At 71.3% G+C, this 22,154-nt stretch carries 19 protein-coding genes and 1 pseudogene; 10 read left to right on the top strand and 10 right to left on the bottom strand.

What is annotated here, in order from left to right; all coding sequences use genetic code 11:
* Positions 1-20 precede the first annotated feature (20 nt).
* The 5 genes from BM362_RS50105 to BM362_RS34295 all read right to left on the bottom strand — a co-directional run bounded on the left by BM362_RS50105 (position 21) and on the right by BM362_RS34295 (position 4,688).
* On the bottom strand, positions 21-152 hold the full coding sequence (locus BM362_RS50105; protein ID WP_255366060.1) for a hypothetical protein: 132 nt from the start codon (positions 150-152) through the stop codon (positions 21-23).
* Positions 153-437: 285 nt separating this feature from the next.
* The gene (locus BM362_RS34280) at positions 438-1,334 is read right to left on the bottom strand and encodes a DMT family transporter (RefSeq protein WP_093575997.1); all 897 of its coding nucleotides are present in this window, start codon (positions 1,332-1,334) and stop codon (positions 438-440) included.
* Between the two features lie 222 nt (positions 1,335-1,556).
* On the bottom strand, positions 1,557-1,751 hold the full coding sequence (locus tag BM362_RS48480) for a GNAT family N-acetyltransferase (protein WP_198545201.1): 195 nt from the start codon (positions 1,749-1,751) through the stop codon (positions 1,557-1,559).
* A 330-nt stretch (positions 1,752-2,081) separates the two neighbouring features.
* Positions 2,082-3,761: a DUF885 domain-containing protein gene (locus BM362_RS34290; RefSeq protein WP_067577779.1), complete on the bottom strand. Its 1,680-nt coding sequence runs from the start codon at positions 3,759-3,761 to the stop codon at positions 2,082-2,084.
* Positions 3,762-3,803: 42 nt separating this feature from the next.
* A complete protein-coding gene (locus BM362_RS34295; protein WP_067577781.1) occupies positions 3,804-4,688 on the bottom strand; it encodes a methylenetetrahydrofolate reductase in 885 nt (294 codons plus the stop codon).
* 101 nt (positions 4,689-4,789) lie between these two features.
* Here BM362_RS34295 and merB point away from each other — a divergent pair, with 101 nt between their 5' ends.
* The 4 genes from merB (at position 4,790) to BM362_RS34315 (ending at position 8,995) form a co-directional block, all read left to right on the top strand.
* Complete coding sequence (gene merB, locus BM362_RS34300; RefSeq protein WP_067577783.1) at positions 4,790-5,434, top strand: organomercurial lyase; 645 nt, start codon at positions 4,790-4,792, stop codon at positions 5,432-5,434.
* Positions 5,435-5,505: 71 nt separating this feature from the next.
* Positions 5,506-6,597 carry a polyprenyl synthetase family protein gene (locus tag BM362_RS34305; RefSeq protein WP_067577784.1) on the top strand — a complete coding sequence of 364 codons (1,092 nt, stop codon included), beginning with the start codon at positions 5,506-5,508 and terminating at the stop codon, positions 6,595-6,597.
* Positions 6,597-8,072 (top strand): phytoene desaturase family protein, encoded by a 1,476-nt coding sequence (gene crtI, locus BM362_RS34310; RefSeq protein ID WP_093575999.1) that lies wholly within the window; start codon positions 6,597-6,599, stop codon positions 8,070-8,072. The genes BM362_RS34305 and crtI overlap by 1 nt, the downstream gene beginning before the upstream one ends.
* A complete protein-coding gene (locus BM362_RS34315; RefSeq protein ID WP_093576000.1) occupies positions 8,069-8,995 on the top strand; it encodes a phytoene/squalene synthase family protein in 927 nt (308 codons plus the stop codon). The genes crtI and BM362_RS34315 overlap by 4 nt, the downstream gene beginning before the upstream one ends.
* On the opposite strand, the pseudogene BM362_RS34320 reads toward BM362_RS34315, so the two are convergent.
* Positions 8,967-9,350 (bottom strand): annotated as a pseudogene (locus BM362_RS34320) (pyridoxamine 5'-phosphate oxidase family protein); the annotation flags it as partial. The gene BM362_RS34315 and the pseudogene BM362_RS34320 overlap by 29 nt on opposite strands.
* A gap of 19 nt (positions 9,351-9,369) precedes the next feature.
* Entirely contained in the window at positions 9,370-9,918 is a 549-nt protein-coding gene (locus BM362_RS34325) for a CGNR zinc finger domain-containing protein (RefSeq protein ID WP_093576001.1), read from the bottom strand.
* A gap of 22 nt (positions 9,919-9,940) precedes the next feature.
* Between BM362_RS34325 and BM362_RS34330 the strand changes: the two genes are divergently transcribed.
* Positions 9,941-11,110: an MFS transporter gene (locus tag BM362_RS34330; protein ID WP_244287376.1), complete on the top strand. Its 1,170-nt coding sequence runs from the start codon at positions 9,941-9,943 to the stop codon at positions 11,108-11,110.
* A 66-nt stretch (positions 11,111-11,176) separates the two neighbouring features.
* Here BM362_RS34330 and BM362_RS34335 read toward each other — a convergent pair whose 3' ends face one another.
* Positions 11,177-11,545: an Rv2175c family DNA-binding protein gene (locus BM362_RS34335; protein ID WP_067577793.1), complete on the bottom strand. Its 369-nt coding sequence runs from the start codon at positions 11,543-11,545 to the stop codon at positions 11,177-11,179.
* 92 nt (positions 11,546-11,637) lie between these two features.
* On the opposite strand from BM362_RS34335, the gene pknB reads away from it, so the two are divergent.
* The 5 genes from pknB to BM362_RS34360 all read left to right on the top strand — a co-directional run bounded on the left by pknB (position 11,638) and on the right by BM362_RS34360 (position 17,439).
* A complete protein-coding gene (gene pknB / locus BM362_RS34340; protein WP_093576003.1) occupies positions 11,638-13,629 on the top strand; it encodes a Stk1 family PASTA domain-containing Ser/Thr kinase in 1,992 nt (663 codons plus the stop codon).
* Complete coding sequence (locus BM362_RS34345) at positions 13,626-13,835, top strand: hypothetical protein (RefSeq protein WP_067577795.1); 210 nt, start codon at positions 13,626-13,628, stop codon at positions 13,833-13,835. Before pknB ends, BM362_RS34345 begins: the two co-directional genes overlap by 4 nt.
* A gap of 47 nt (positions 13,836-13,882) precedes the next feature.
* On the top strand, positions 13,883-15,358 hold the full coding sequence (locus BM362_RS34350) for an SPFH domain-containing protein (protein WP_067577797.1): 1,476 nt from the start codon (positions 13,883-13,885) through the stop codon (positions 15,356-15,358).
* Positions 15,358-16,041 carry a hypothetical protein gene (locus tag BM362_RS34355; RefSeq protein ID WP_067577799.1) on the top strand — a complete coding sequence of 228 codons (684 nt, stop codon included), beginning with the start codon at positions 15,358-15,360 and terminating at the stop codon, positions 16,039-16,041. The genes BM362_RS34350 and BM362_RS34355 overlap by 1 nt, the downstream gene beginning before the upstream one ends.
* Before the next feature lie 117 nt (positions 16,042-16,158).
* Entirely contained in the window at positions 16,159-17,439 is a 1,281-nt protein-coding gene (locus BM362_RS34360) for a wax ester/triacylglycerol synthase domain-containing protein (protein ID WP_093576004.1), read from the top strand.
* 45 nt (positions 17,440-17,484) lie between these two features.
* Here BM362_RS34360 and BM362_RS34365 read toward each other — a convergent pair whose 3' ends face one another.
* Both BM362_RS34365 and BM362_RS34370 read right to left on the bottom strand, forming a co-directional pair.
* A complete protein-coding gene (locus tag BM362_RS34365) occupies positions 17,485-18,876 on the bottom strand; it encodes a class II 3-deoxy-7-phosphoheptulonate synthase (RefSeq protein ID WP_093576005.1) in 1,392 nt (463 codons plus the stop codon).
* A gap of 52 nt (positions 18,877-18,928) precedes the next feature.
* Positions 18,929-22,099, bottom strand: a complete 3,171-nt coding sequence (locus BM362_RS34370) for an ATP-binding protein (RefSeq protein WP_093576006.1) — start codon at positions 22,097-22,099, stop codon at positions 18,929-18,931.
* Positions 22,100-22,154 lie beyond the last annotated feature (55 nt).

Below are 22,154 nucleotides of genomic sequence, written 5' to 3' on the forward strand. Positions count from 1 at the left end.
CACCGGCAACTCGCGAGTGATCAGGCGCGGCCCGGCGACGGTGCCGCTGTCTTGGCCACGGCGACTGCCTTCGCGCAGGTGGTGGCGGTGTCGAGGCCGTTGGTGGGCTCGCCGCTGAACTGGACGGAGAAGATCTCGCCGTACCCGTGCACCTCGTCCTTCGGGGTTTCGCCTCCTTCTTCTGGATGGCCGTGACACCGCTGCCGAGGTCGGCGGGCAGGCCTTGGTACAGGCGCACCGACATCTGCGGGTAGTAGCCGCCGGGCCAGAGGCCGCATTCGCGCAGGCTCCACAAAGGATTCCCTGCTCGGAGGAGGAAAGGCTCGACTGGTCCGCAGGGCCGCCGCCGGTACCGCGGGGGGTGGTTTCGCACTGGTGGCAGGAGAAGCGGAATCCGCCACCTGTTCGCCTCCGGTGCGGGTCGCGTGCGGACATCGTCATCGAGGCTCCGGCCGCCAGTAGCCGACCGCGAGTGCCACGACGAGCAGCACCGCGCCGCTCCACGCGAACCCGCTCAGCCGTTCGTGCAGGAAAACGACCGAAAGCACCGTCCCGGTAAGCGGTTCCAGCAGCGCGGACAGTGCCCCCAGCACTGGGTGGGCACCGCCGAGGCCGCGGAAGTACGCGGCGTACGCGACGGCTGTCGGGACAACGCCGAAGTACACGGCCAGCAGCAGCACATCGGCGTGGGCGGGAAGGCTCATGCCGAGCCACAGGGCGGCGGGCGTCAGCAGCAAACCGCCGGTCAGACAGCCGAATGCCGTGGTAGCCAATGGATCTAGGCCGTTGACGGGCTCCGCTGTGACGAGCGTGAGCACGGCGAAACCGGTCGCCGCGAGCAGCGCGAAGCCGAGACCGCCGACCAGCCGGGCGGGTGACGTCGCGGTCTCCGGCGACCAGCGCAACAGCACCAGCCCCGCGACGGAGCCGCCAACGGACACCAGCGTCCACAGTCGGGGCGCACGGCGGTGCTGTACCGCGGAGACCACAGTGAGCACGACGGGTGCGGTGCCGATCGTGGTCATGGTCGCGACGCTGACCGAACTGAGTGCGACGGCAGCGAAGTAGCTGGCTTGGAAAAGCGCGAAAAGGGCTCCGACGAGAACGAGACGGCGCCAGGTTTCCTTGACGGGAAAGCGAAGTCCGCCGGTGAGAGCGACGTAGGCCGCGCTCGCGGCGCCGCCGATGAGCAGGCGGTAGGCGGCGACGGCCAGCGGGTGCAGGCCGGCGTGCTGGGCGAGAAGCGAGCCGGACAGGCCGCCGGTTCCCCAGAGCACGCCGGCGACGACTAGGGCGGCCGACGAGCGGGCGCGCGAAGGCAGGGCAACAGACATTCGGAAGTGGGCTCCTGCGTCGAAGGAATCGGAAATCGACGACGCGGGGCAGTGTGCGCGGGCCGGTTCACGGCAGCACCCAGCGGCCGCGGGCCCGGTTTCGGGCGCACGCGGCGGAAACTACCCCGCTCAGGCGCGCGGGGGTGGGGTGACGAGGAAGATCCGGTGCACGGGCGAGAGCTTAGCCAGAGACCGGACCGCTGACCAACGGGTTTGTCGCGTTCATCGCGTGCGGATTTCGCCGTCCCGCTGCTCGTCCGTAGCGACCAGCCCGACGGCGGCCGTCACGCCGGCGGAGGCTCGATGCGCCGGGTGGATGTGGGCGATGATCGAATCGACCGGCTGCCGGAGCAACCAGCCGACGAGCCCTCGGGCAGCCTCGGCGGCGATGCCCCGGCCCTGCCACGGAGTTCCCACCGCCCAGGCGATTTCGGCGAACCGTCGCCTGGACAGTGCCGGCCAGGCCGCAATCGCGCGGCTGGATCACCCAGTTCAGCCAGGAAACCGCCGGATCGGGCGAGCCCGCGGTCATTCGCTGGTAACGCGAACGGAGGGGAGGGCAGCGAGTCCGGAGCGCCGCCGATGCAGGTGTGCAGAGCCGGATCGGACAGCACGGCGGCCATTTCTTCGGCGGGTGAGACGGAAAGCGGCAACAAGTCCAGCCGGACCGCGGTGATGGGCTGTGCGGTCAGCATGAGCGGCGAGACTCCCGGGCCAGCGAAAAACCGCTGGCCCGGGAAAACCGTCTCAGTCCAGTTGCGCCAGCTGCTCGCGCAGGGTGTCCAGTCCCATGCCGCCCATCCGCAGGGCCTTCGTGTGGAACTGCTTGATGTCGAACGCCGAACCCTGCCGCGCGCGGGCGTCGTCGCGCGCCGCCAGCCACAGGCGTTCGCCCAGTTTGTACGAGGGGGCCTGGCCCGGCCAGCCGAGGTAGCGGTCGATCTCGTCGCGGATGTGCGCCTGGTCGGTGATCGTGCGGGTCAGCATGAACTCCAGGCCCAGGTCCGGCGTCCAGCGCGAACCCTCGTGGAATCCGGTGCCCGCCGGGATGTCCAGTTCCAGGTGCATGCCGAGGTCGACCACGACGCGGGCGGCGCGGAACAGCTGTTCGGACAGCATGCCGAGCAGGTTGCCGTCATCCGACAGATAACCCAGCTCCTCCATCAGGCGTTCCGCGTACAGCGCCCAGCCTTCGCCGTGCGCCGAGATGAACGTCATCAGCCGCTGGTACTTCGTGAGGGTCTCGGCCTGGTTGACCGCCGTCGCGATCTGCAGGTGGTGGCCCGGGACGCCCTCGTGGTAGACCGTCGAAACCTCGCGCCACGTCGTGAACTCGTTGCGGTCCGCGGGAAGCGACCACCACATCCGGCCGGGACGGCTGAAGTCCTCGCTCGGCCCGGTGTAGTACGCGCCGACGCCGCCGCCGGGCGGGGCGATCTTGCACTCCAGCGCCATCAGCCGGTCCGGGATATCGAAGTGCTTGCCGCGCAACGACTTCAACGCGTCGTCGGACAGCTGCTGCATCCACGCCTCGAACTGCGGGCGGCCCTGGATGCGGTAGCGCGGGTCGGCGTCGAGCACCGCCGCGGCCTCCGCGGGCGTCGAGCCGGGCTTGATGCGGTTCGCGACCGCGCGCATTTCCGTTTCCAGCCGCGAAAATTCGTGCCAGCCCCACTCGTATGCCTCGCGCAGGTCCAGCTCAGCGCCGATGAAGTAGCGCGACCACAGCCGGTAGGTGTCCTCGCCGACGGCGTCCTTCACCGGGGCCTTCGGAGCCAGTTCGGCGCGCAGGAATCCGGCGAATTCCGCGAACGCCTCGTCCGCGGCCCGCGCGCCCGCGGCCAGGTCGGACTTCAGCGATTCCACGCCCGCGCCGGCGACCATGCCGGCGAAGAAACCGGGGCCGTCCTTGAGCCCGGCCCACGTCTCGCACTGCTCGGCGACCTTCGAGACCTGCCGCAGCGCGGAAACCCGCCCCTGGTCGGCCGAGGCCAGCAGCGACGCGCGGACCCCGGCCAGCGCCGCGGGCACCTTCGGCAGCCGGGCCGCGACGTTCGCCCAGTCGTCCGGGGTGTCGGTCGGCATCAGGTCGAAGACCATGCGCAGGCCCTGCACCGGGCTCTCGATCACGTTGAGCGAGGCCGCGTCGAGGCCCGCGTCGTGGATCTCCAGCTCAAGACCGATCCGCTCGCTGAACACCGCCTTCGCGACCCGCTCCCCCGCGTCCGCCGGTTCCGCGGCGGTCACCGCGGCCAGCGCGCGCCGCGCCAGGTCCGCGCGGGCGTCGTGGCCCGCGGGCGAATAGTCGGTCAGCTGGTCGTCGTAGCCCGCGACGCCGAGCATGGTGGCCGCGACCGGGTCCACGGCCACGTAATCGTCGACGTACCGGTCGCAGATCTCCGGAACGCTCTGTTCGGTGGAAGCCATGTCCGGCACGCTACCGGCCGCAGGCGCCCCGGGCCCACGGAGTTACGCGCGGGCGGGCACCAGTCCGAGCCGGGTGACCACCTCGCGCGTCGCCTTGGACCGGTTGAAAGTGTAGAAGTGCAGGTCGGGCACGCCTTCGGCGATCAGTTTCTCGCACAGTTCGGTGACCCAGTCGATCCCGGCCGCGCGGAACGCCCTGGGGTCGCCGGAGAACGGTTCGAGCCGGTCCAGCAGGCGCTGCGACGCGGGAGCGCCGGAGAGCTTGATCGTGGTGTGCAGCGTGCGCAGGGTGGTCAGCGGCATGATGCCGGGCAGCACGAGCGCGTCGCAGCCCGCGGCGGCGACCCGGTCGCGCAGCCGCAGGAAGTCCTCTGCCTCGAAAAACAGCTGCGCGATCGCGAAATCTGCCCCCGCGCGGAACTTGCGGACCAGGTGCTTCGTGTCCGATTCCAGGTCCGCCGAACGCGGGTGGCCGTACGGGAAGGCCGAGACGCCGACGCAGAAGTCGCCGAGCGAGCGGACCAGCTCGACCAGTTCCTCGGCGTAAGTGAGGCCTTCGGGGTGCGGCACCCAGTCGCCGTAGACGTCGCCGGGCGGGTCGCCGCGCAGCGCGAGGATGTTGCGCACGCCGACCGCCGCGTACCAGCCGATCACGTTCCGCAGTTCGGACACCGAATGGTCGACCGCCGTCAGGTGGGCCATCGGGCAGAGCGTGGTTTCGGTGGCGACGCGGGCGATGCTGCGGATGGTGCCGTCGCGGCTCGAACCGCCCGCGCCGTAGGTGATCGACATGTACGCCGGGTCCAGCGGCTCCAGCTCGCGGATGGCCTTCCACAGGACGGCCTCGTCGGCCTCGTCGCGGGGCGGGAAGAACTCCACGGAGAACGCGGGCCCGTCCCCCCGCAGCCTTTCGATCACCGACGTCATGAAGGGAAATGGTAGTGGCTCGCCTCGACGCGCGGCAGAGCTGACGGGTGGGCTTGGCCACGCGCGTACCGTCGGGGGCGAACCCTCCGGGGAGGCGAGCCATGAGCAGTGAAGACGACCTGGCCTGGGACGAAGACGTGCGCGTGGCGGTCTACCGCGCGTTCTCCTCCCGCGGCCGCCCGCCCACCGCGCCCGAACTGGCGGACGCCGCGCGCGGGTCGCTCGCGGTGGCGAAACAGGCCCTGCACCGGATGGCCGACCCGAGATGGCTGTGGCTGGACGAATGCGAGCACGTGGCGCTGGCCGCGCCGTTCGCGGCGGTCCCGCTCGGGTTCGCGGTGATGGGCGAGCACACCATGTGGTGGGGCGGGTGCGCCTGGGATTCGTTCGCGATCCCGCACCTCGTCTCCGGCGAGCCCGAGGTGCTGGTGGCGACGCGCTGTCCCGGCTGCGGCGAGCCGTCCGCGCTGGTCGTGCGGCGGGACCGGCCGCCGGCCGGCGCGCAGGTCGCGTACTTCCCGGCCTCGCCCGAGCAGCTCGCGGGCGAGCGGGGGAAGCAGCGGCTGTACTGCGCCGAGTCCTGTGTGGACAGTCCGGGCGAACTGCTCGGGCTCGACGCGCTGTGGCATCTCGCGAAGGACTGGTACGCGGGCTGCCTCGAACCCGGCTACCGCCCGCGCGGACCGGCCGAGGCGGCGGAATACTTCGCGGCGAGCGGGCGCCCGGACGCGTTCCGGAGCGGCTGAACGCGTCTGGTGCGCCACATCCGGGGGCGCCCGGCGTGACCCCGGCCGCGCTCGTCCCGGAGGATGAGGACATGGACGCGCCCGGATTCGACGCCGACCTCCCCGCGCACGTGGAGCGTGCGCTGGCCGATTTCCTCGGCCGGGCGGGGAGCGAGATCCTGCGCACCGAGCCGAGCGTCGCGGCCGGGATCGAGGCGCTGTCCGGATTCGTGCTGGGCGGCGGCAAGCGGCTCCGGCCGACGTTCGCCTGGTGGGGCTGGCGCGGCGCGGGCGGCGCGGCGTCCGGTCCGCTCGCCGAGGGCGCGCTGCGCGCGGTGGCGAGCCTGGAGCTGATCCAGGCGTGCGCGCTGATCCACGACGACCTCATCGATTCCTCCGACTCGCGCCGCGGCAGGCCGACCGTGCACGTGGCCGCCGAGAAACTGCACGCCAGCCGCGGCTGGCTCGGTTCGCCGTCGGTGTTCGGGCTGGCCAGCGCGGTGCTGGTGGGCGACCTGGCGCTGGCCTGGGCCGACGACATGTTCGCCGAGGCCCCGCTGCCCGCGGAGACGATCGCGGCGGCTCGGCCGGCCTGGCGCGCGATGCGCACCGAGGTGCTCGCCGGGCAGTACCTCGACGTCCGCACGCAGGCGGTCGGCGACGCTTCGCCCGAGGCCGCGCTGCGGATCGACCGGCTCAAGACCGCCGCGTACACCGTCCAGCGGCCGCTGCACCTCGGCGCCGCGCTCGCCGGGGCGGACGAGCGGCTGATCGCCACCCTGCTGGAGTTCGGCGGCGACGTCGGCGTGGCGTTCCAGCTGCGCGACGACCTGCTCGGCGTGTTCGGCGACCCGTCGGTGACCGGCAAGCCCGCCGGCGACGACCTGCGCGAAGGCAAGCGCACTCTGCTCGTGGCGCTCGGCCTGCGGCTCGCCGCGGAGAAGGGCGACCACGCCGCGGCCAAAGCGATCGCCGACGCGATCGGGGCCGCCGACCTGGCCAGCGGCACCGTGGACCGGGTCCGCGAGGCGCTCACCTCGGTCGGCGCGGTCGCCGCGGTGGAGCGTCAGATCGACGAACTGACCGCCTCCGCGAACGCCGCGCTCGACCGCGCGCACTTGGCCGAGCCCGCTCCGTCGGCGCTCGCCGAGCTGATCCGGCTGGCTACCCAGCGGAAGTTCTGATGCGGACGGTGAACGGGCCCGCCGACCACGTCGTGGTCGTCGGCGCCGGACTGGCCGGGCTCTCCGCGACGCTGCACCTGCTCGGCGCGGGACGGCGGGTGACGCTGCTGGAGCAGCAGAAGATGCCCGGCGGACGAGCCGGTCAGCAGGACTTCGGCGCGAACGCGGTCGACACCGGGGCCAGCGTGCTCACCATGCCGGAACTGGTGGACGAAGCACTGCACGCGGTCGGCGAATCGCTGGCCGGCACAGTGCCGCTGACCAGGCTCGATCCGGCGTACCGGGCTCGTTTCGCCGACGGCAGCACGCTCGCCGTGCACACCGACGGCGAGGCGATGGAGGCCGAGATCCGGTCGTTCGCCGGTCCGGCGGAGGCGGACGGTTACCGGCGGCTGCGCCGGTGGCTCACTGACCTGTACGCGGCGCAGAAGGACCGCTTCATCGGGGCGAACTTCGATTCGCCGCTGGATCTCGTCCGGCCGGAACTCGTGAAGCTCGCGGCGTTGGGCGGCTTCGGCCGGTTAGGGCCGCGCGTCTCCAGCTTCTTGCGCGACGAGCGCGTACGACGGCTCTTCTCCTTCCAGGCGTTGTACGCGGGTCTCGATCCGACGCGTGCACTCGGCGCATACGGCGTCATCGCGTACATGGACACTGTCGGCGGCGTGTACTACCCGCGCGGCGGCATGGGCGCGATCGCCCGCGCGATGTCCGATGCTGCGACGCGCGCTGGTGCCGAACTGCGGTTCGGCACGGAAGCTGCGTGGCTTGAGCGAGTGTCGTCCCGCGTACGCGCTGTACGCACGCGCTCCGGCGAGCGGATTGAGTGTGACGCCGTGGTGCTCGCGACAGAGCTTTCGGCGGCGTACCGGCTGATTGGCGCGCGGCCGCGACGTGTGCTGCCGTTGAAGTACTCGCCGTCGGCGTTCGTGTTGCACGGGCACGCGGACCGTTCGTGGCCGGAACTGGACCACCACACGATCTTCTTCGGGCAAGCGTGGGAACGCACCTTCGCCGAGATCGTCCGCGAGGGCAAGCTGATGAGCGACCCGTCGCTGCTGGTCACGCGCCCGACCGCGACAGAGCCGACGCTCGCAGGCGACGGCGGCGAGATCATTTCGGTGCTCGCCCCGGCTCCGAACTTGAACACCGGCCCGATCAATTGGGCGCGCCTCGGACCGGCTTATCGCGAAGAACTGTTGCGTACGCTGGATTCGCGCGGGCTCACCGGGTTCCGCGAAACCTACCTTGTGGACGAACAGCTGACTCCGGCCGACTGGGCGGCGCGCGGGCTGGCCGCCGGGACGCCGTTCTCGCTCGCGCACACCTTCCCGCAGACCGGCCCGTTCCGGCCCGCGAACCTGGTGCGAGCGGCGGAAAACGTGGTGCTCGCCGGATGCGGGACGACTCCGGGCGTCGGTATCCCGCCGGTCCTGATCTCCGGGCGGCTCGCCGCGGAACGGATCACCGGCCGGTGAGCGAGCTCGACGCGGCCGGTATCGCCGAGCCCGCGCTGCGCGCCGCCTACACGGAGTGCCGCCGCATCAACGCCCACCACGGCCGCACGTTCTTCCTGGCCACGCGGTTGCTTCCGGCGCGGGCCCGGCCAGCCGCGCACGCGCTGTACGGCTTCGCGCGGATGGCCGACGAGCTGGTCGACAACCCCGAGCCCGGTACCGATCCGGCGGTCGCGCTGGACAAGGTCGGCGGGCTGGTCGACGAGGTTTACGACGGGAGCGTCCCGGCCGATCCCGTGCTGGCCGCGCTCGCGGATACCGTGCACCGCTACGGCATCCGCCGTGCTCTCGTGGACGCGTTCCTGCATTCCATGCGGATGGACCTGACCGTTACGGAGTACTCGACTTACGCCGACCTCGGCGAGTACATCTACGGTTCGGCTTGTGTGATCGGGCTGCAGATGCTGCCGGTGTTCGGGACTGTCGTGCCGGTGGAGGAAGCCGCGCCGAGTGCGGCGGCGTTGGGGGAAGCGTTTCAGCTGACCAATTTCCTGCGGGATGTCGGCGAGGATCTCGATCGCGGGCGGTTGTATCTGCCTACCGAGGAACTGGCGGCGTTCGGGGTGGACCGCGAGAGGTTGGCCGACGCGCGTCGCCAAGACCGTTCTGATCCGCGGGTGCGGGCGGCGCTCGCAGTGGCGGTTTCGCGGACGCGTGCGGTTTATCGGCGGGCGGAGGCGGGGATTCCGTTGCTGCGGCCGGAATCCCGGCCGTGCGTGCGGACGGCGATCACGCTGTACGAAGGCATTTTGGACGAGATCGAGGCGATGGACTACGCCGTGCTGAACCGGCGCGCGGTGGTGGGCAAGGGGCGGCGGGTCGCGGTCGCGGTGCCTGCGCTGGTGCAGCGTGCGCTCAGCGCCAGGCCGGGACGCCCTCGCTGACTAGGGCCGGTTCGACGCTGGCGTCGTAGGAGCGCAGCCAATCCGGGGTCAGGCGGATGAGGGCGAAGTCCTCGCCGAGAGCACGGGAACCCGGGAACTGCTCCAGGTACACCTGGCCCGCGTCGCGGCGGGCAGCGCCGGATTCGACGACTGCCTCGCCTTCGACCTGGACAGAGATCGTGTCAGTGCAGCCGATCACCACGGCGGTGCGCGGGTTGGCGCGAAGGTTGGCCACCTTTCGAGAAGTGAGGTGGGCGTTGAACAGCAGCGAGCCGTCCAGGGTGACGGCGAAGCTCACCAGGGCCGCTTCGGGGTGGCCTGTAACCGCAGTGGTAGCGACGACGCCTAGCGGGTTGGTTCGGACGAAATGAGCGTCAGGTTAGCCGGGCACGGTGGGCGGCGACGCGTTCCCTTGTGGCACAACGGGAAGAGCAGTACCGGCGCGGGCTTCCGCCGCCTAGGTGGGCGAAGGGTTTCCCGCACGACGGCGAGGCGCACAGGCCGCCCGGGACGGTTTGGCGGTCGGCCAGCAGGGTGGCCAAGGCCAGTGCGGAGGACGTGATCAGCCAGGCACCCCACGGGCCGTCGTCGGCGGCGTCGACATGCAGGTGCCAGCCGAAGTTGTCGTCGTGCGCGGTCAAGCGCGGGGGCCCGGCGTAGGCGGCGAACAGCGCGTTCAGCACCTCGGCGGCCGAAGCTGCGTCTGGTGCGGCGAAGACCTCCCGCAGTTCCAGCGCGGCGGCGCGCAGCTCGGCCACCTCGCGCGCGGAGAGCTGGGGCCGCGGTTCTCCGTATTCGACCAACACTGCGGCTACTGAATCCGGCGAAGGGTCCTCCGCCAGCAGCACGTCGAGCAGCGCTACGGCACGGCGGACCGCGTCGCGGGCGGAGCGGCCCGCGAAATCCGGCTGCGTTCCAGGCATGAACCACTGTAACATCTCGACAGTGACAAGCCGTTACAGGTTCGCGGCGTATCTCACCGGGGCCACTGCCGCGCGCACGGGGGACGAGCTGTCCGGTCCGGCGGTGTTGTTGCTGGGCGTGGGTGCTTCGGGGGCCGTCGCGGGATCGACCTTGCTGGCCGGGCTCACGATCGCTGCCGCGATGGGCGGGCCGTTGCTGGGCGCGGTTCTGGACCGGTCGCGCGGGCCTGGCCGGATCCTCGCGGGCGGGCTGGCCGGGTACGCGGCGGGGCTGACGGCGATCACCGCGCTTTTCGGTGCGGTGCCGTTTGCGCTGGTGGTGGGAATTGCGGTGGTGACGGGGTTGCTGGCGCCAGCGATCGGCGGCGGGTGGACAGCACAGGTGCCCGCGCTCGTACCGGCGGAGAAGCTCGGCAAGGCGAGCACGCTTGACGCGATGACCTTCACCGCGGCAGCGCTCGTCGGGCCGGGACTGGCCGGAGTGCTCGCCACGACTGCGGGGGCTCCGGCAGCGGTGGTCCTCGCGGGCGTGTTGACGCTGGTCGCGGTGCCGTTCGCGTGGCGGCTTCCCAGGAGTGCCGAAAAGCAGCGGCCGCGATTCTTGGCCGCGGCAACGGTTCTCGTGCGCAATCCCGCGCTGCGCCAGTCGACCGCGACCTCGACGTTGTCGTGCGTCGGGATCGGGATGGCGTTCGTCTGCTATCCGCTGGTCGGCGCGCAGCGGCTCGGCAGCGCGGGGTACGGGACGTTGTTGCTCGCCGGGTTGTCAGTCACGTCGCTGCTGGCCAACGCGGTCCTTTCGCGACGGTCGTATTCGCCGGACCGTGCGGTGCAACTGAGCACCATCGCTATCGGGATCGGGCTCGCGGGGGCAGCAGTGGCGCCGAATGCGGTGCTGCTGGTGGTTGCGGTGGCGCTCACCGGGGTTGGCGAAGGGCCGCAACTGGCGTCGTTGTTCGCGGTTCGGCATCGGGAAGCGCCGCCGGAGATGCGGGCCCAGGTGTTCACCACCGCCGCGAGTGTCAAGATCGCCGGAATAGCGCTGGGGAACGCGGTGGCCGGACCGCTGGCCGCCTGCTCCCCCGCCGCCGGATTGGCCGCGGCGGCGGGGATGCAGGTGGTCGCGGCGGTCGCGCATCCGTGGTGGACGGGCAGAAAGCAGCCAGTCCGGGTTCCGGTCGGACCGGCGTAGCCCGGGATGCCGGTGCAGAGGCCGTCGCCGCCGGTTTCGGGACGGTGTCCGCGGTGCGGGAAGGAGCTAGAACGCCATCGCCTGCGCGCGCCGCTTGACCTCGGTGCCGTGGCTGGTGCGCAGCGCGTTGATCGGCGTGCTGCCCGGGAGCGTGTCGTCGGCGGTGAAGAGCCAGCGCAGCATCTCGGTGCGGCTGAACCCGGAGTCGGCGAGCACGGTGATGGTGCCGCCCAGCCCCTTGACGATGCCGTCCTTCACGAAGAAATCGCCGGGCACGCAGAGTTCGCCCTTGCGCCGGACAGCGATCAGCTCGCCGTCCCGCAGCATCTGGCGCACCTTGTTGGCCGACACGCCCAATGCGGCCGCCACCTCCGGCAACGGCTTGACCGCGATCGCGGCGTCGAGGATGTCGTCGGCGACAGGAATCCCACTCACACGTGACACTGTGCCACATTCGCCCGTCCGGACCACTGCTACGCACGGGTGACCCGCCCCGGCGCGCGCGGGCTTCCGTACGATTGCCCACCGTGACGCGCACCCAGCCCAGCCTCGTCGGCACCCTGCTCGAACGCCGGTACCGCGTTGACCAGCTGCTGGCCAGGGGCGGGATGTCGGCTGTCTACCGGGGCCTCGACACCCGCCTCGACCGGGCGGTGGCGATCAAGATCATGGATCCGCGGTTCGCCGACGACCGGTCGTTCGTCGACCGGTTCGTGCGCGAAGCGCGTTCGGCCGCCCAGCTGCATCACCCGAACGTGGTCGCCGTGCACGACCAGGGCTTCGACACCCCGGCCGGCCAGGACACCGGCCTCGCCTTCCTGGTGATGGAGCTGGTCAACGGCGGCACGCTGCGCGACCTGCTGGACGAGCAGGGCCAGCTGGACGTCTCGCTCGCGCTGAGCGTCGCGGAGCCGGTGCTGGCCGCGCTGGCCGCCGCGCACGCCGCCGGGCTGGTGCACCGCGACGTCAAGCCCGAGAACGTGCTCATCGGCCGCAGCGGGCAGCTGGCAGGCGGCGTGGTCAAGGTCGGCGACTTCGGCCTGGTCCGCGCGGTGGCCAGCGCGGGCACCACCAGTTCGAGCGTCATCCTCGGCACCGTCGGCTACCTGGCCCCCGAACAGGTCGCCACCGGCGACACCACGGCCCGCAGCGACGTCTATTCGGCGGGCATCCTGCTGTACGAGATGCTCACCGGCCGGCTGCCCTACACCGGCGACACCGCGATCTCGGTCGCCTACCGGCATGTGAACGACGACGTCCCCCGCCCGAGCGAGCTGCGGCCGGACCTGCCGCCTGCGCTCGACGACCTGATCCTGCGCGCCACCCGCCGCGATCCGGAGCGGCGCCCAGCCGACGGAAGCGAGTTCCTGACACAGGTGCAAGCCGCGCGCGCCGAGCTGGGGCTGCAGGCGGTCGCGGTGCCGGTGCCCCCGCCGCCGGACGGCGACCGGGTGTCGGACGTCGAACGCACCCTCCCGAACATCCCGGCCGTCCAGCAGACCATGCCGGTCTCCGGGCCTCGCGGCACGCGCGCCATGACCCGCGCCGTGCCCGCCGCGCCGCCCCCGCCCGTACCCCCGCACGCCGGGCCCGCCGCCGCGCCGGACGAGCCGCGGAAGCCGCGGGACAAGCGCAAGCTGATCGCGCTGGCGATCGCCGGGGTGCTGGTGCTCGGCGGGCTGATCGGCGCGTTCGCGTTCATCCTCGGCGATTCCAAGGTCACGACCACGACGGTGCCGAAGCTCGCCGGGCTGACCCAGGCCGAGGCGGGCGACCAGCTGCGCGCGGCGAAGCTGAACCCGCGCTACAGCCAGGAGTTCGACAACACGGTCGACGCCAACAAGGTCATCAAGGTGGATCCGGCCCCGGGCACCACGCTCGACCAGGACGCCACCGTGTCCGTGGTGGTGTCGAAGGGCAAGCCGAAGGTGCCGGACATCCAGGTCGGCACCGCGCTCGACACGGCGACGAAGGCGATCCAGGAGCAGAAGCTCACCGTCGTCCAGGGCACTCCGGAGTACAGCGACACCGCGCCCAAGGGCACCGTCGTGAGCGTGAGCCCGGGCGCGGGCACCCCCGTCGAGGTGGGCGGCCAGGTCACGCTGGTGCTGTCCCAGGGCCCCGAGCCGCTTCCGCCGGTCCCGGACGTCACCGGACGGTCCAAGGACGAGGCCTTCCAGATGCTCAAGCAGTCCGGGTTCGATCCGCAGGACGGCGGCGAGGAGTTCTCGCAGAGCGTGCCCGCGGGGGCGGTCACCCGCACCGACCCGCCGGCGAACTCGCCGGGGAGCAAGAAGGTCAAGGTCTACGTCTCGAACGCGGTGCAGGTCCCGGACGTCCGGTACCGCACGTTCGACCAGGCCGCGGACGCGCTCAAGCAGGCCGGGCTCGAGGTCGACCGCAAGGGCGGCGACGGCCACGGGCACGGCGGCTTCGACTTCGTCCTGCAGCAGGACCCGGCCCCCGGCTCGTTCGTGCCCAAGGGCACCAAGGTCAAGATCCGGGGGTTCGGCGGATGATCGGCAGCCGCGGCCGGGTCACCGGCACCGTCGGGCCCGGACTGATCGGCGAGGTGCTGCTCAGCGTCCGCGGCGGCACCGAGGCCTTCTACGCCTATCCCGCCGACCCGGAGACGAGTTTCGCCGTGGGGACCCCCGTTCTGGTCGTCGATTTCGAGCCTCCGCGCACGGTCTACGTGGAAAGGTGGCAACCGCTGCGCGCTTGACCGCGTCGCAGTGGTGTCCTGCCATCTGAATACTGCTGCGAGGGGCTATGGAAATCTGGATCATCGTGGTGATCGCGGTCGTTGCCGTGATCCTTCTGTTCGGGCTGCTGCGGATCCTCTACAAAGTGGCGGAGCCGAACGAGGCGCTCATCATCTCCGGCTGGGGCGTCCGGGTCGAGCGCACCGAGACCGCCGACAGCCTCGGGTTCAAGATCGTCACCGGCCGCGGCGTGAACGTGCTGCCGGGCTTCCAGACCGCGCGCAGGTTGTCGCTGGACACCCGGGGGGTCAACCTCCAGGTTTCCTGCGTGACCAAGCAGGGGCTGCCGGTCACCGTGCGCGCGGTCGTGATCTACAAGGTCGGCGACGATTTCGCCTCGATCGCGAACGCCGCCCGCCGGTTCCTCGACCAGCAGAAGGGCATGAACGACACCATCCACGAGCTGTTCTCCGGCCATCTGCGCTCGATCGTGGGCGGGCTGACCATCGAGGAGATGATCCACAACCGCGACGCGCTGACCGGCGAGGTGCGCCAGTCCTCGGCCACCGAGATGATCAAGCTCGGGCTGATCGTGGACTCGCTGCAGATCCAGGAGATCGACGACGAGTCCGGCTACATCGTCAACCTCGGCAAACCGCACGCGGCCGCGATCGCCGCCTCCGCGCGGATCGCCGAGGCGCAGCGCGACCAGGAGGCCACCGAGGCCGAGCAGGTCGCCGCCGCGCGCAAGGCGGGCGCGATCCGGGAAAGCCAGATCCAGCAGGCCGGCTACCAGGCCGAGGTGGACCAGGCCAAGGCGAAGGCGAGCCAGTCCGGTCCGCTGGCCGAGGCGACCGCGCGCCAGGAGGTCGTGGTCCAGGAGACCAAGGCCGCGGAGCTGGAAGCGGCGCTGTCCGAACAGCGGCTGCAGTCGCAGGTCCGCAAACCGGCCGACGCGAAGGCCTACGAAACGCGCACCACGGCCGACGCGGAACGCGACGCGCAGATCGCCCGTGCGCAGGCACAGGCCAAGGAAACCGAACTGCGGGCGGGCGCGGACGCGACCCGGGTCAAGACCGCGGCGGACGCCGAAGCGCAGGCCACGAAGGCTCGGGCGGAAGCCAGCGCGAGCGCGACGAAGTCCACCGGCGAGGCCGAAGCGGCGGCCGCCAAGGCGAAGGGCCTCGCGGACGCTGACGCGGCGAAAGCCAAGGGTCTGGCCGAAGCCGAAGCGGCGAAAGCGAAGGGGCTCGCCGAGGCCGAGGCGATCAAGGCGCGCGCGGCCGCACTGGCGGAGAACCAGGAGGCTGTGGTAGCACAACAGCTGGCCGAGCGCTGGCCGGAGATCGTCGAAGCCGGTGCGCAGGCTTTCAGCAACGTCGACCACATGGTGGTCCTGAACGGCGCGGACGGGATGTCGGACATGTTCACCAAGGCGCTCTCCCTCGGCGGCACGGGCCTCGGCCTCGCCCGCCAGCTGATGGACGCCATGGGCCCCAAGCAGTCCGATTCCGACGGCGGCCTCGCCCCTCGCGAGGACTGATGAGCTTCTTCACGGACGGCCCTCGCGAGCGACCCCTGTTCCCGGTCCGGGAACAGGAGCTGTTCGGCTACGAGGGCCGTCCGTGGACCGGCCCGCCCGCCGACCACATCGTGCCCGCGCTGGTGCCCTGGGCGACGCCGCTGGGCCGGTCCGAGCGCACCATCGTGGCGCTGCGCGCGGTCGAGGTGTGGCCGGAGGCGATGACGCTGCGGATCGCGGTGTATTCGCGCGACCGCATGGACGGCGCGCCGCTGATCGGCCACCGGCGCATCCCGGACTACCACGCGCTGCTGGTCGGCGTGCTGTTCCCGGACGGCGGCCGGGCCAGTTCCGAAACCGTTTCGGTGCCGAGTGCGGGCGAACCGCACGAACCGGTGCTGCGCGTCGAGGAAGGCAGCGGGTCGGAGTTCCGCTACGAGCATCCGGTGTTCGTGTGGCCGCTGCCCAGCGCCGGTCCGCTGAAGGTGATCGTGCAGTGGCTCGACCGCGAGATCGCCGAAACGCACACCAAACTCGACGGCGGACGGCTGCGCGCCGCCGCGCTCGAAGCCAGCGAGCTGTGGCCGGGGCTGCCGAAGCGGCCGGGCAACGGCGTCGCGATGCGCCAGATCGCCGCCGAGGCGAACGACGCCGCCGGGCCGGGTCTGCCGCAGCGGCAGCCGCGTCGTGCCCCGGGCGAGTGAAATTCCGGGGAATTAGCGTCCTGGAAACATCACGGCCGTCCGCCGGTCATACCCGAGTAGTGTCGTGACCTTCGCCCTCGGCATGCGCACCCGACGCCGGACGTTGGAAGGTGGACCATGACGCCTGCCCCGCTCAGCTCGCTCGATGTCGCTTTTCTTTGCCTCTCCAGGGAAACCGCGCCGATGCAGATGGGCGCGGCCCTGGTTTTCGCGCCGGAGCGGCCGGTCGATCCGGACCGGCTGACCGCGCTGCTCGCGCGGCGGGCGGCGAATATTCCGCCGCTGCGCCGGAAAATCCGCGCCGGGCTGTTCCCGCCCGGCTCCGCGACCTGGGTGGACGACCCGGATTTCCGGGCAGTGAAACACCTTCGCCACCACCGGCTGACCACGCTGTACGACCCGGACCCGCTGCCGGAGTTCGCGGCGAGGTGGATCGCCGAACCTCTCGACCCGCACCGTCCGTTGTGGGAACTCACTGTGGTCACAGGTTTTCCGGACGGAAGCTTCGCGGTCCTGCTCAAACTCCACCACGCGCTCACGGACGGAGCGGGCGCGTACGCCGTGACGGCAGGGCTCCTGGACGGATTGCCGATCCCGGAGCCCGCACCGCCGATTCCGCAGCCGCGTTCGCCGATGAGCGTGGTGCGGGATACGGTGGAGACAGCGGGAATCGCGTCGTCGGTGGTCCGGGCGGCGCGTCCGCCATGCCTGCCGCTGGCCGCACCCGCCACCGCCGAACGGCGCCTCGGTTTCGCCCGGCTGGCGTCGGCCGATCTTCGCCGGATCCGGCGAACGCACGGCGGGACCACGAACGACGTGGTGCTCGCGGTGCTTTCCGGCGCATTGCGCGAATGGCTCGTCAATCGCGGCATTCGCGCGACGGGACGGTCGCTGCGCGCGCTGATTCCCGTGAGTGTGCGCGGGCGGACTGCCGAGCAAGCGGGCGGGAACAAGCTTTCCGGCTATTTGTGCGATCTGCCGGTCGGAATGGACGATCCGGTGCGGCGGCTGACCGAAGTGCGCGCCGCGATGACCCGCAACAAAGCCGCTGGTCCTTCTCGCGGTCCCGGGGCGTTTCCGCTGCTGGCCGACCGGATGCCCGCGGCACTGCACCGGCTGGGGACGCGGACCGCCGGACTGGCCGCGCCGCTGTTGTTCGATCTGGTGGTGACGACCGTTCCGGTGCCGCGCGCCCGGCACGCGCTCGACGGTGCGCCGTTGACGCAGGTGTACCCGTTCGTGCCGCTGGCCCCGCGCCAGGCGGTGGGCATCGCGGTCGCGCCTTGTCTCGACAGTGTCCACATCGGACTGCAGGCGAACGCGGGCGCGGTGGCGGATCTCGGGTCGCTGCGCGACGCGGTGGCCAAATCGGCGGCGGAGCTGCTGGACTGCTCGTGAGTGTCGATGCCGGTGAGAACCGGGACAGACACTCACGAGCCGGTCTCAGCCGCGCAGCATCTCCGCCACGAGGAAGGCCAGCTCCAGCGACTGCTGGGTGTTGAGCCGGGGGTCGCAGGCGGTCTCGTAGCGGCCGGAGAGGTCGACGTCGGAGATTTCCTGTGCCCCGCCGAGGCATTCGGTGACGTCCTCGCCGGTCAGCTCGACGTGGATGCCGCCGGGGTAGGTGCCGAGCTTGTGGTGCACCTCGAAGAAGCCCTGGACCTCGTCGACGATGCGGTCGAAGTGCCGGGTCTTGTAGCCGGTGGACGACTCGTGCGTGTTGCCGTGCATCGGGTCGCACTGCCAGATGACCTTGTGCCCAGACGATTCGACCTTCTCGACGATCGCCGGCAGCACCTCGCGGACCTTGCCGTTGCCCATCCGGGAGATCAGCGTGAGCCTGCCCGGCTCGCCGCGCGGGTCGAGCCGCTCGACGTACTCCAGGGCCTGCTCGGGCGTGGTCGTCGGGCCGATCTTGAGCCCGATCGGGTTGGACAGCAGTTCGGCGAACGCGATGTGCGCGCCGTCGAGCTGCCGGGTGCGCTCGCCGATCCAGAGGAAGTGCGAGGACAGGTTGTACAGCTTCGGGTTCGCCGCGTCGGCCTGGTCCAGCCGCAGCATCGCGCGCTCGTAGTCCAGCAGCAGCGCCTCGTGGCTGGCGAAGATCTCGGTGTACTGCAGCGAGGTGTCGGTGACGCCGCAGGCGTTCATGAACCGCAGGCCGCGGTCGATCTCGGCGGCGAGCGCCTCGTACCGCTCCCCCGCCGGCGACGAGGACACGAAGTCCTTGTTCCAGTCGTGCACCTGGTGCAGGTCGGCCATGCCGGCCCCGGTGAGCGCGCGGACCAGGTTCATCGCCGCGCCCGCGTTCGCGTAGGCGCGGATCATCCGGCCCGGGTCCGGCACCCGCAGCTCCGGCTTGGCGACGAGCGAGTTGATGATGTCGCCGCGGTAGACGGGAAGCCCGAGCGCGTCGGTGCCGGACGAGCGCGGCTTCGCGTACTGGCCCGCGATCCGGCCGACCTTCACCACCGGCAGGCTGGCCCCGTAGGTGAGCACGACGGCCATCTGCAGCAGCGTGCGCAGATTTGCCCGGATGTGCGGTTCGGTGTTGGACTCGAACGTCTCCGCGCAGTCCCCGCCCTGCAGCAGGAACGCCTCCCCGCGGGCCACCATGGCGAGCCGGCTCTTCAACCGGTCGATCTCGGCGGGCACGGTGATCGGCGGCACGCTCTCCAGCACGCCCCGCACCCGCTTGGCCAGCGCGGCGTCCGGCCACTCCGGCTGCTGCGCGGCGGGCAGCGACAAGGCGGTGTCGAGGCGGTCCCGCAGCTCAGGAGGCAACGGCGGCAGCTCGGGAAGAGTGTCTACGGGAACGTCGACTGTCCAGTTCACGCGTCTCAGGATAGGGTCTGCCGGGTTTGCCCGGGCCGGTGGGCGGCGAGGGTCACGCCTCCGGGGAGTCCTGGCGGTAGAGGGCCCCGAATCGGTCGGCTACGTCGAGCAGACCTGCGAGTTCGTCTGTTTCAAGGGCTGGGACGATGACCGACCAGTGGTCCAGGCCGACCGCTTCGGCGAGAAGGCGGCGACGTTCGTCCGGCGGGGCGGCGGCGGAGATCTCGACCAGGAGACGGGCGCGGTCCTCGGCGGATTCGACGAGCCGGGTCCGGGCGAGCGCGCGGGGCAGGTCGTGCTTGGCCAGTTCCGGGAGGAACGCGAGGGTGACCCGTTCCCGTTCCCGATCGGCTTCGACGGTTTCGAGCACAGCCTCGGCCTGGTCGAGATGCCCGGCCGCGGCCAGGCCCCGGACCAGGACCCGCCGGGCGTGCGTCACGTCGCGCTCGTCCAGGTAACCGCACAGCTCGACGGCCGCGGCGGCCTCCCCTCGTGCTCCCAGGTCCGCCATCGCGTCCTCGATCGCCAAGCCGAGGTTCTCCTCGTCCGGGAAGGCGGCCACCAGCTCGACGATCTCGGCGGGTTCGCCCACGGCGGCCAGCATCACGATGGCCGAGCGCCGGTCGTGCCAGGCGAACTGCCGGTCCGGGAGCGGCTGCTTCACCCGGCTCCGGACGTACTCCGCGAGCCGGGCCAGCCCGGCGTGGTCGCCCTCGGCCCGGAGCCTGCGGGCGAGCAGGGCCACGGGTTCTCGCATCGACGACCAGAATTCGACGCCGCGGATCAATTTCCCGGCGATCCGCGGATCTCCCCTTTCGGCAAGAAGGCACGCCAGCGACTTGATCTCGGTCAGCCCCTGCCGTTCCGAGCGCACCAGCGGGGCGAGCAGCTCAGCCCGGCGGACATCGCCCGCCGCGACAACGGTTTTGCTCAGCGCCCCGATCGCCGCCGCCGCACGCGGATCATCCGCCGGGCGGCGGGTCATCGCCTCCGCCCGCTCCGCCGCCTGGCGCGCGCGGGTGCGATCCCCCACTGCCAGCAGAGCGTCCGCCAGGAACACGAATTGATCCGCGTCGCCTTGCAGTTCGCGGGCCGACCGGTGCACGGAGGGATAGCGGGCGGCCCACAGGAAGGCCTGGTCGGCCTGACCCGCGGCCACGAGCGCCTGAACGAACCGGTTCACCGCTTCGCGCCGGGCGAAAGGGTTGGTCATCGAGTCGAGCACCGCGGGAATGTCCGCGAGCCTGCCCTTCGCGGCCAGGAATTCGATCAGGACAGGCACGAAGGTGTGCTCGCGGTCAATCTCGCCGGCTCTCGCGCCGAGCGCTCCGGCGGGGTCGGCCGACGCCGCCAATTCGGCGGTGAGGTCGAGGCGGAACAGCACTCCGGACGCGCCGTGCTCCTGGGCGAAGGCGCGCGCCCGCTCGACTTCGCCCCGCTGGACGAGCCGCTGCGCTATCTCCGCGAACGTCTTGTCCCGGTGCAGGTCGCGAGTCACCGCACCGGCCAGTTCCGCGGCCGCGTTCACATCGCCGGCAGCCAGCACCGCGAGTTCCCCGAGCGTCCGGTCCCGGAGTCCTTCGCGGGAAATCTCCCTGGCCAGCTGCCCGGCCCGGGAGAAATCCGGTTCGGCGACGGCGGCGATCCGCCGGCGGTGATCCGCGCTGACCCGGTCGGCGATCCGCTCGGCCGCTTCGTGCTTCCCGCCGTGCACCAAGGCGACCGCGGTTTCCGCGAGCAGGCAGTCGCGTAGCTCCGGGTCGTGCTCGTCCTCGGCCAGTTGCCCGGCTCGATCCGGCTGTCCGGCGCGGACCAGCTCTCCGGAAAGCTCGAGCAGCGCTCGCGCGCGCGAACCGGGATCGGTCATGGACTGCGCCAGCGCCACGGCGTGGTCGAACTGCCCCAGCGCGGCCCACACCGCGGGCAACCGCACCGGCGTGATCTTGTTGCGGTCACGGAAGTTGTCCCGGTAGGTGTCGAGCGTGATCAACCGGACCAGGTCGGGTTCGGCGGACTCAAGCAGAGCCGCGCGGGCGGTGTCCAGCTCCCCCATCGCGGCCAGGTCGCCGCCGGAGACGTCCAGCAGGCGTTCGTGCCTCGCCGGGTCTCCGGCCAGGTCGGCGAGAGCGGTCACGTCGCCGCTTTCCTGGACCAGCCGGAAGTAGCCGCGCAGCAGGAACTGGGGAGTGTCCGGCGGCCAGCCCGCCGACCGGTATCCGGCGGCCCATTCCCCGATCGCCGCGCGGTACCGGGACAGTTCGCCGCCGAGGGCTTCGGCGGCCTCGCGGTGCAGACTTTCGTGGCCCAGCAGGAAAACCGCCGGGGCCTCGTGCGGACGCCAATGCGCCGGGCGGCGGGTGAACGAACGGCTCGCCACACTGTTCAGGACCCGTTCGACGGCACGGGGCCGCCGCTGAGTCAACTGCGCCAGATCGTCGCTGCTGAGCCCGCCGCGAGCCGCGACGAGGAAACCCAGCAGGTCCTCTTGGTCGTGGAGCAGTGCGTCCAGCTCGTGCTCCATGTCGGCCTTCGCCGCGACAGCTGCGGGCGAAGGCGCCAGAGAGCGCTCGATTCCGGGAGCCCGCAAAGGATGGTCACCGCGCACATCCGGCGGGACATCGGGGTTGAGGCGGCTCGCGACGATCACTCGAAGACCGTTTTCGGGGAACGGCAGCAGCGCGGCGATGCTGTGCCCGCCGGAGCTGGCGCCGCGATCCTCGTCCAGGCCGTCGACGACCAGCACCAAGCGCTCGCCGCGGTTTCGGCAGTGCGCGGCGGCTTCGGCGAAGACCGCGTTGAGGTTTCGGGCCTCAGTGTCCTTTGCCGCGCCCAGGACTTCGGCCAGTTGCTCCTGGACGACGTCCACGAACGCCTCACGTGTGTCGTCGCCGAGCGAACGGGCCGTGACGAAGAACGACACCACTCGCACTCCGTCGGGCGGCGAGAGCACGAACGAGGACAGCAGGGCCGACTTGCCGGTCCAGGGAGCCGCGCGCCACCAGACATACGCGGGCGCGTCGTCCGGGGCCGTGCAGAACCGGGCCAGTTCGGCCAGTTCGGTTTCGCGGCCGATGAGCTGGTCCGGCGCCACCTGGCGCACCCATTGCCGGTAGCGGGACCGGGCGGGCGGAGCCGAGTGGACGACGACCGAGCCGGCGTGGCCCACCTGCACGACCTCGCCCGTGACCGGGCCCAGGACCTGGTTCGTGATCCGCTCGTCCACCTGGGTGTCCCCCCTCCGACGCGGTTCAGCTTCGCACGAACCGTGTCGGCCGGGT

It is taken from the genome of Amycolatopsis rubida (assembly GCF_900115345.1).
Classification (GTDB): Bacteria; Actinomycetota; Actinomycetes; order Mycobacteriales; family Pseudonocardiaceae; genus Amycolatopsis; species Amycolatopsis rubida.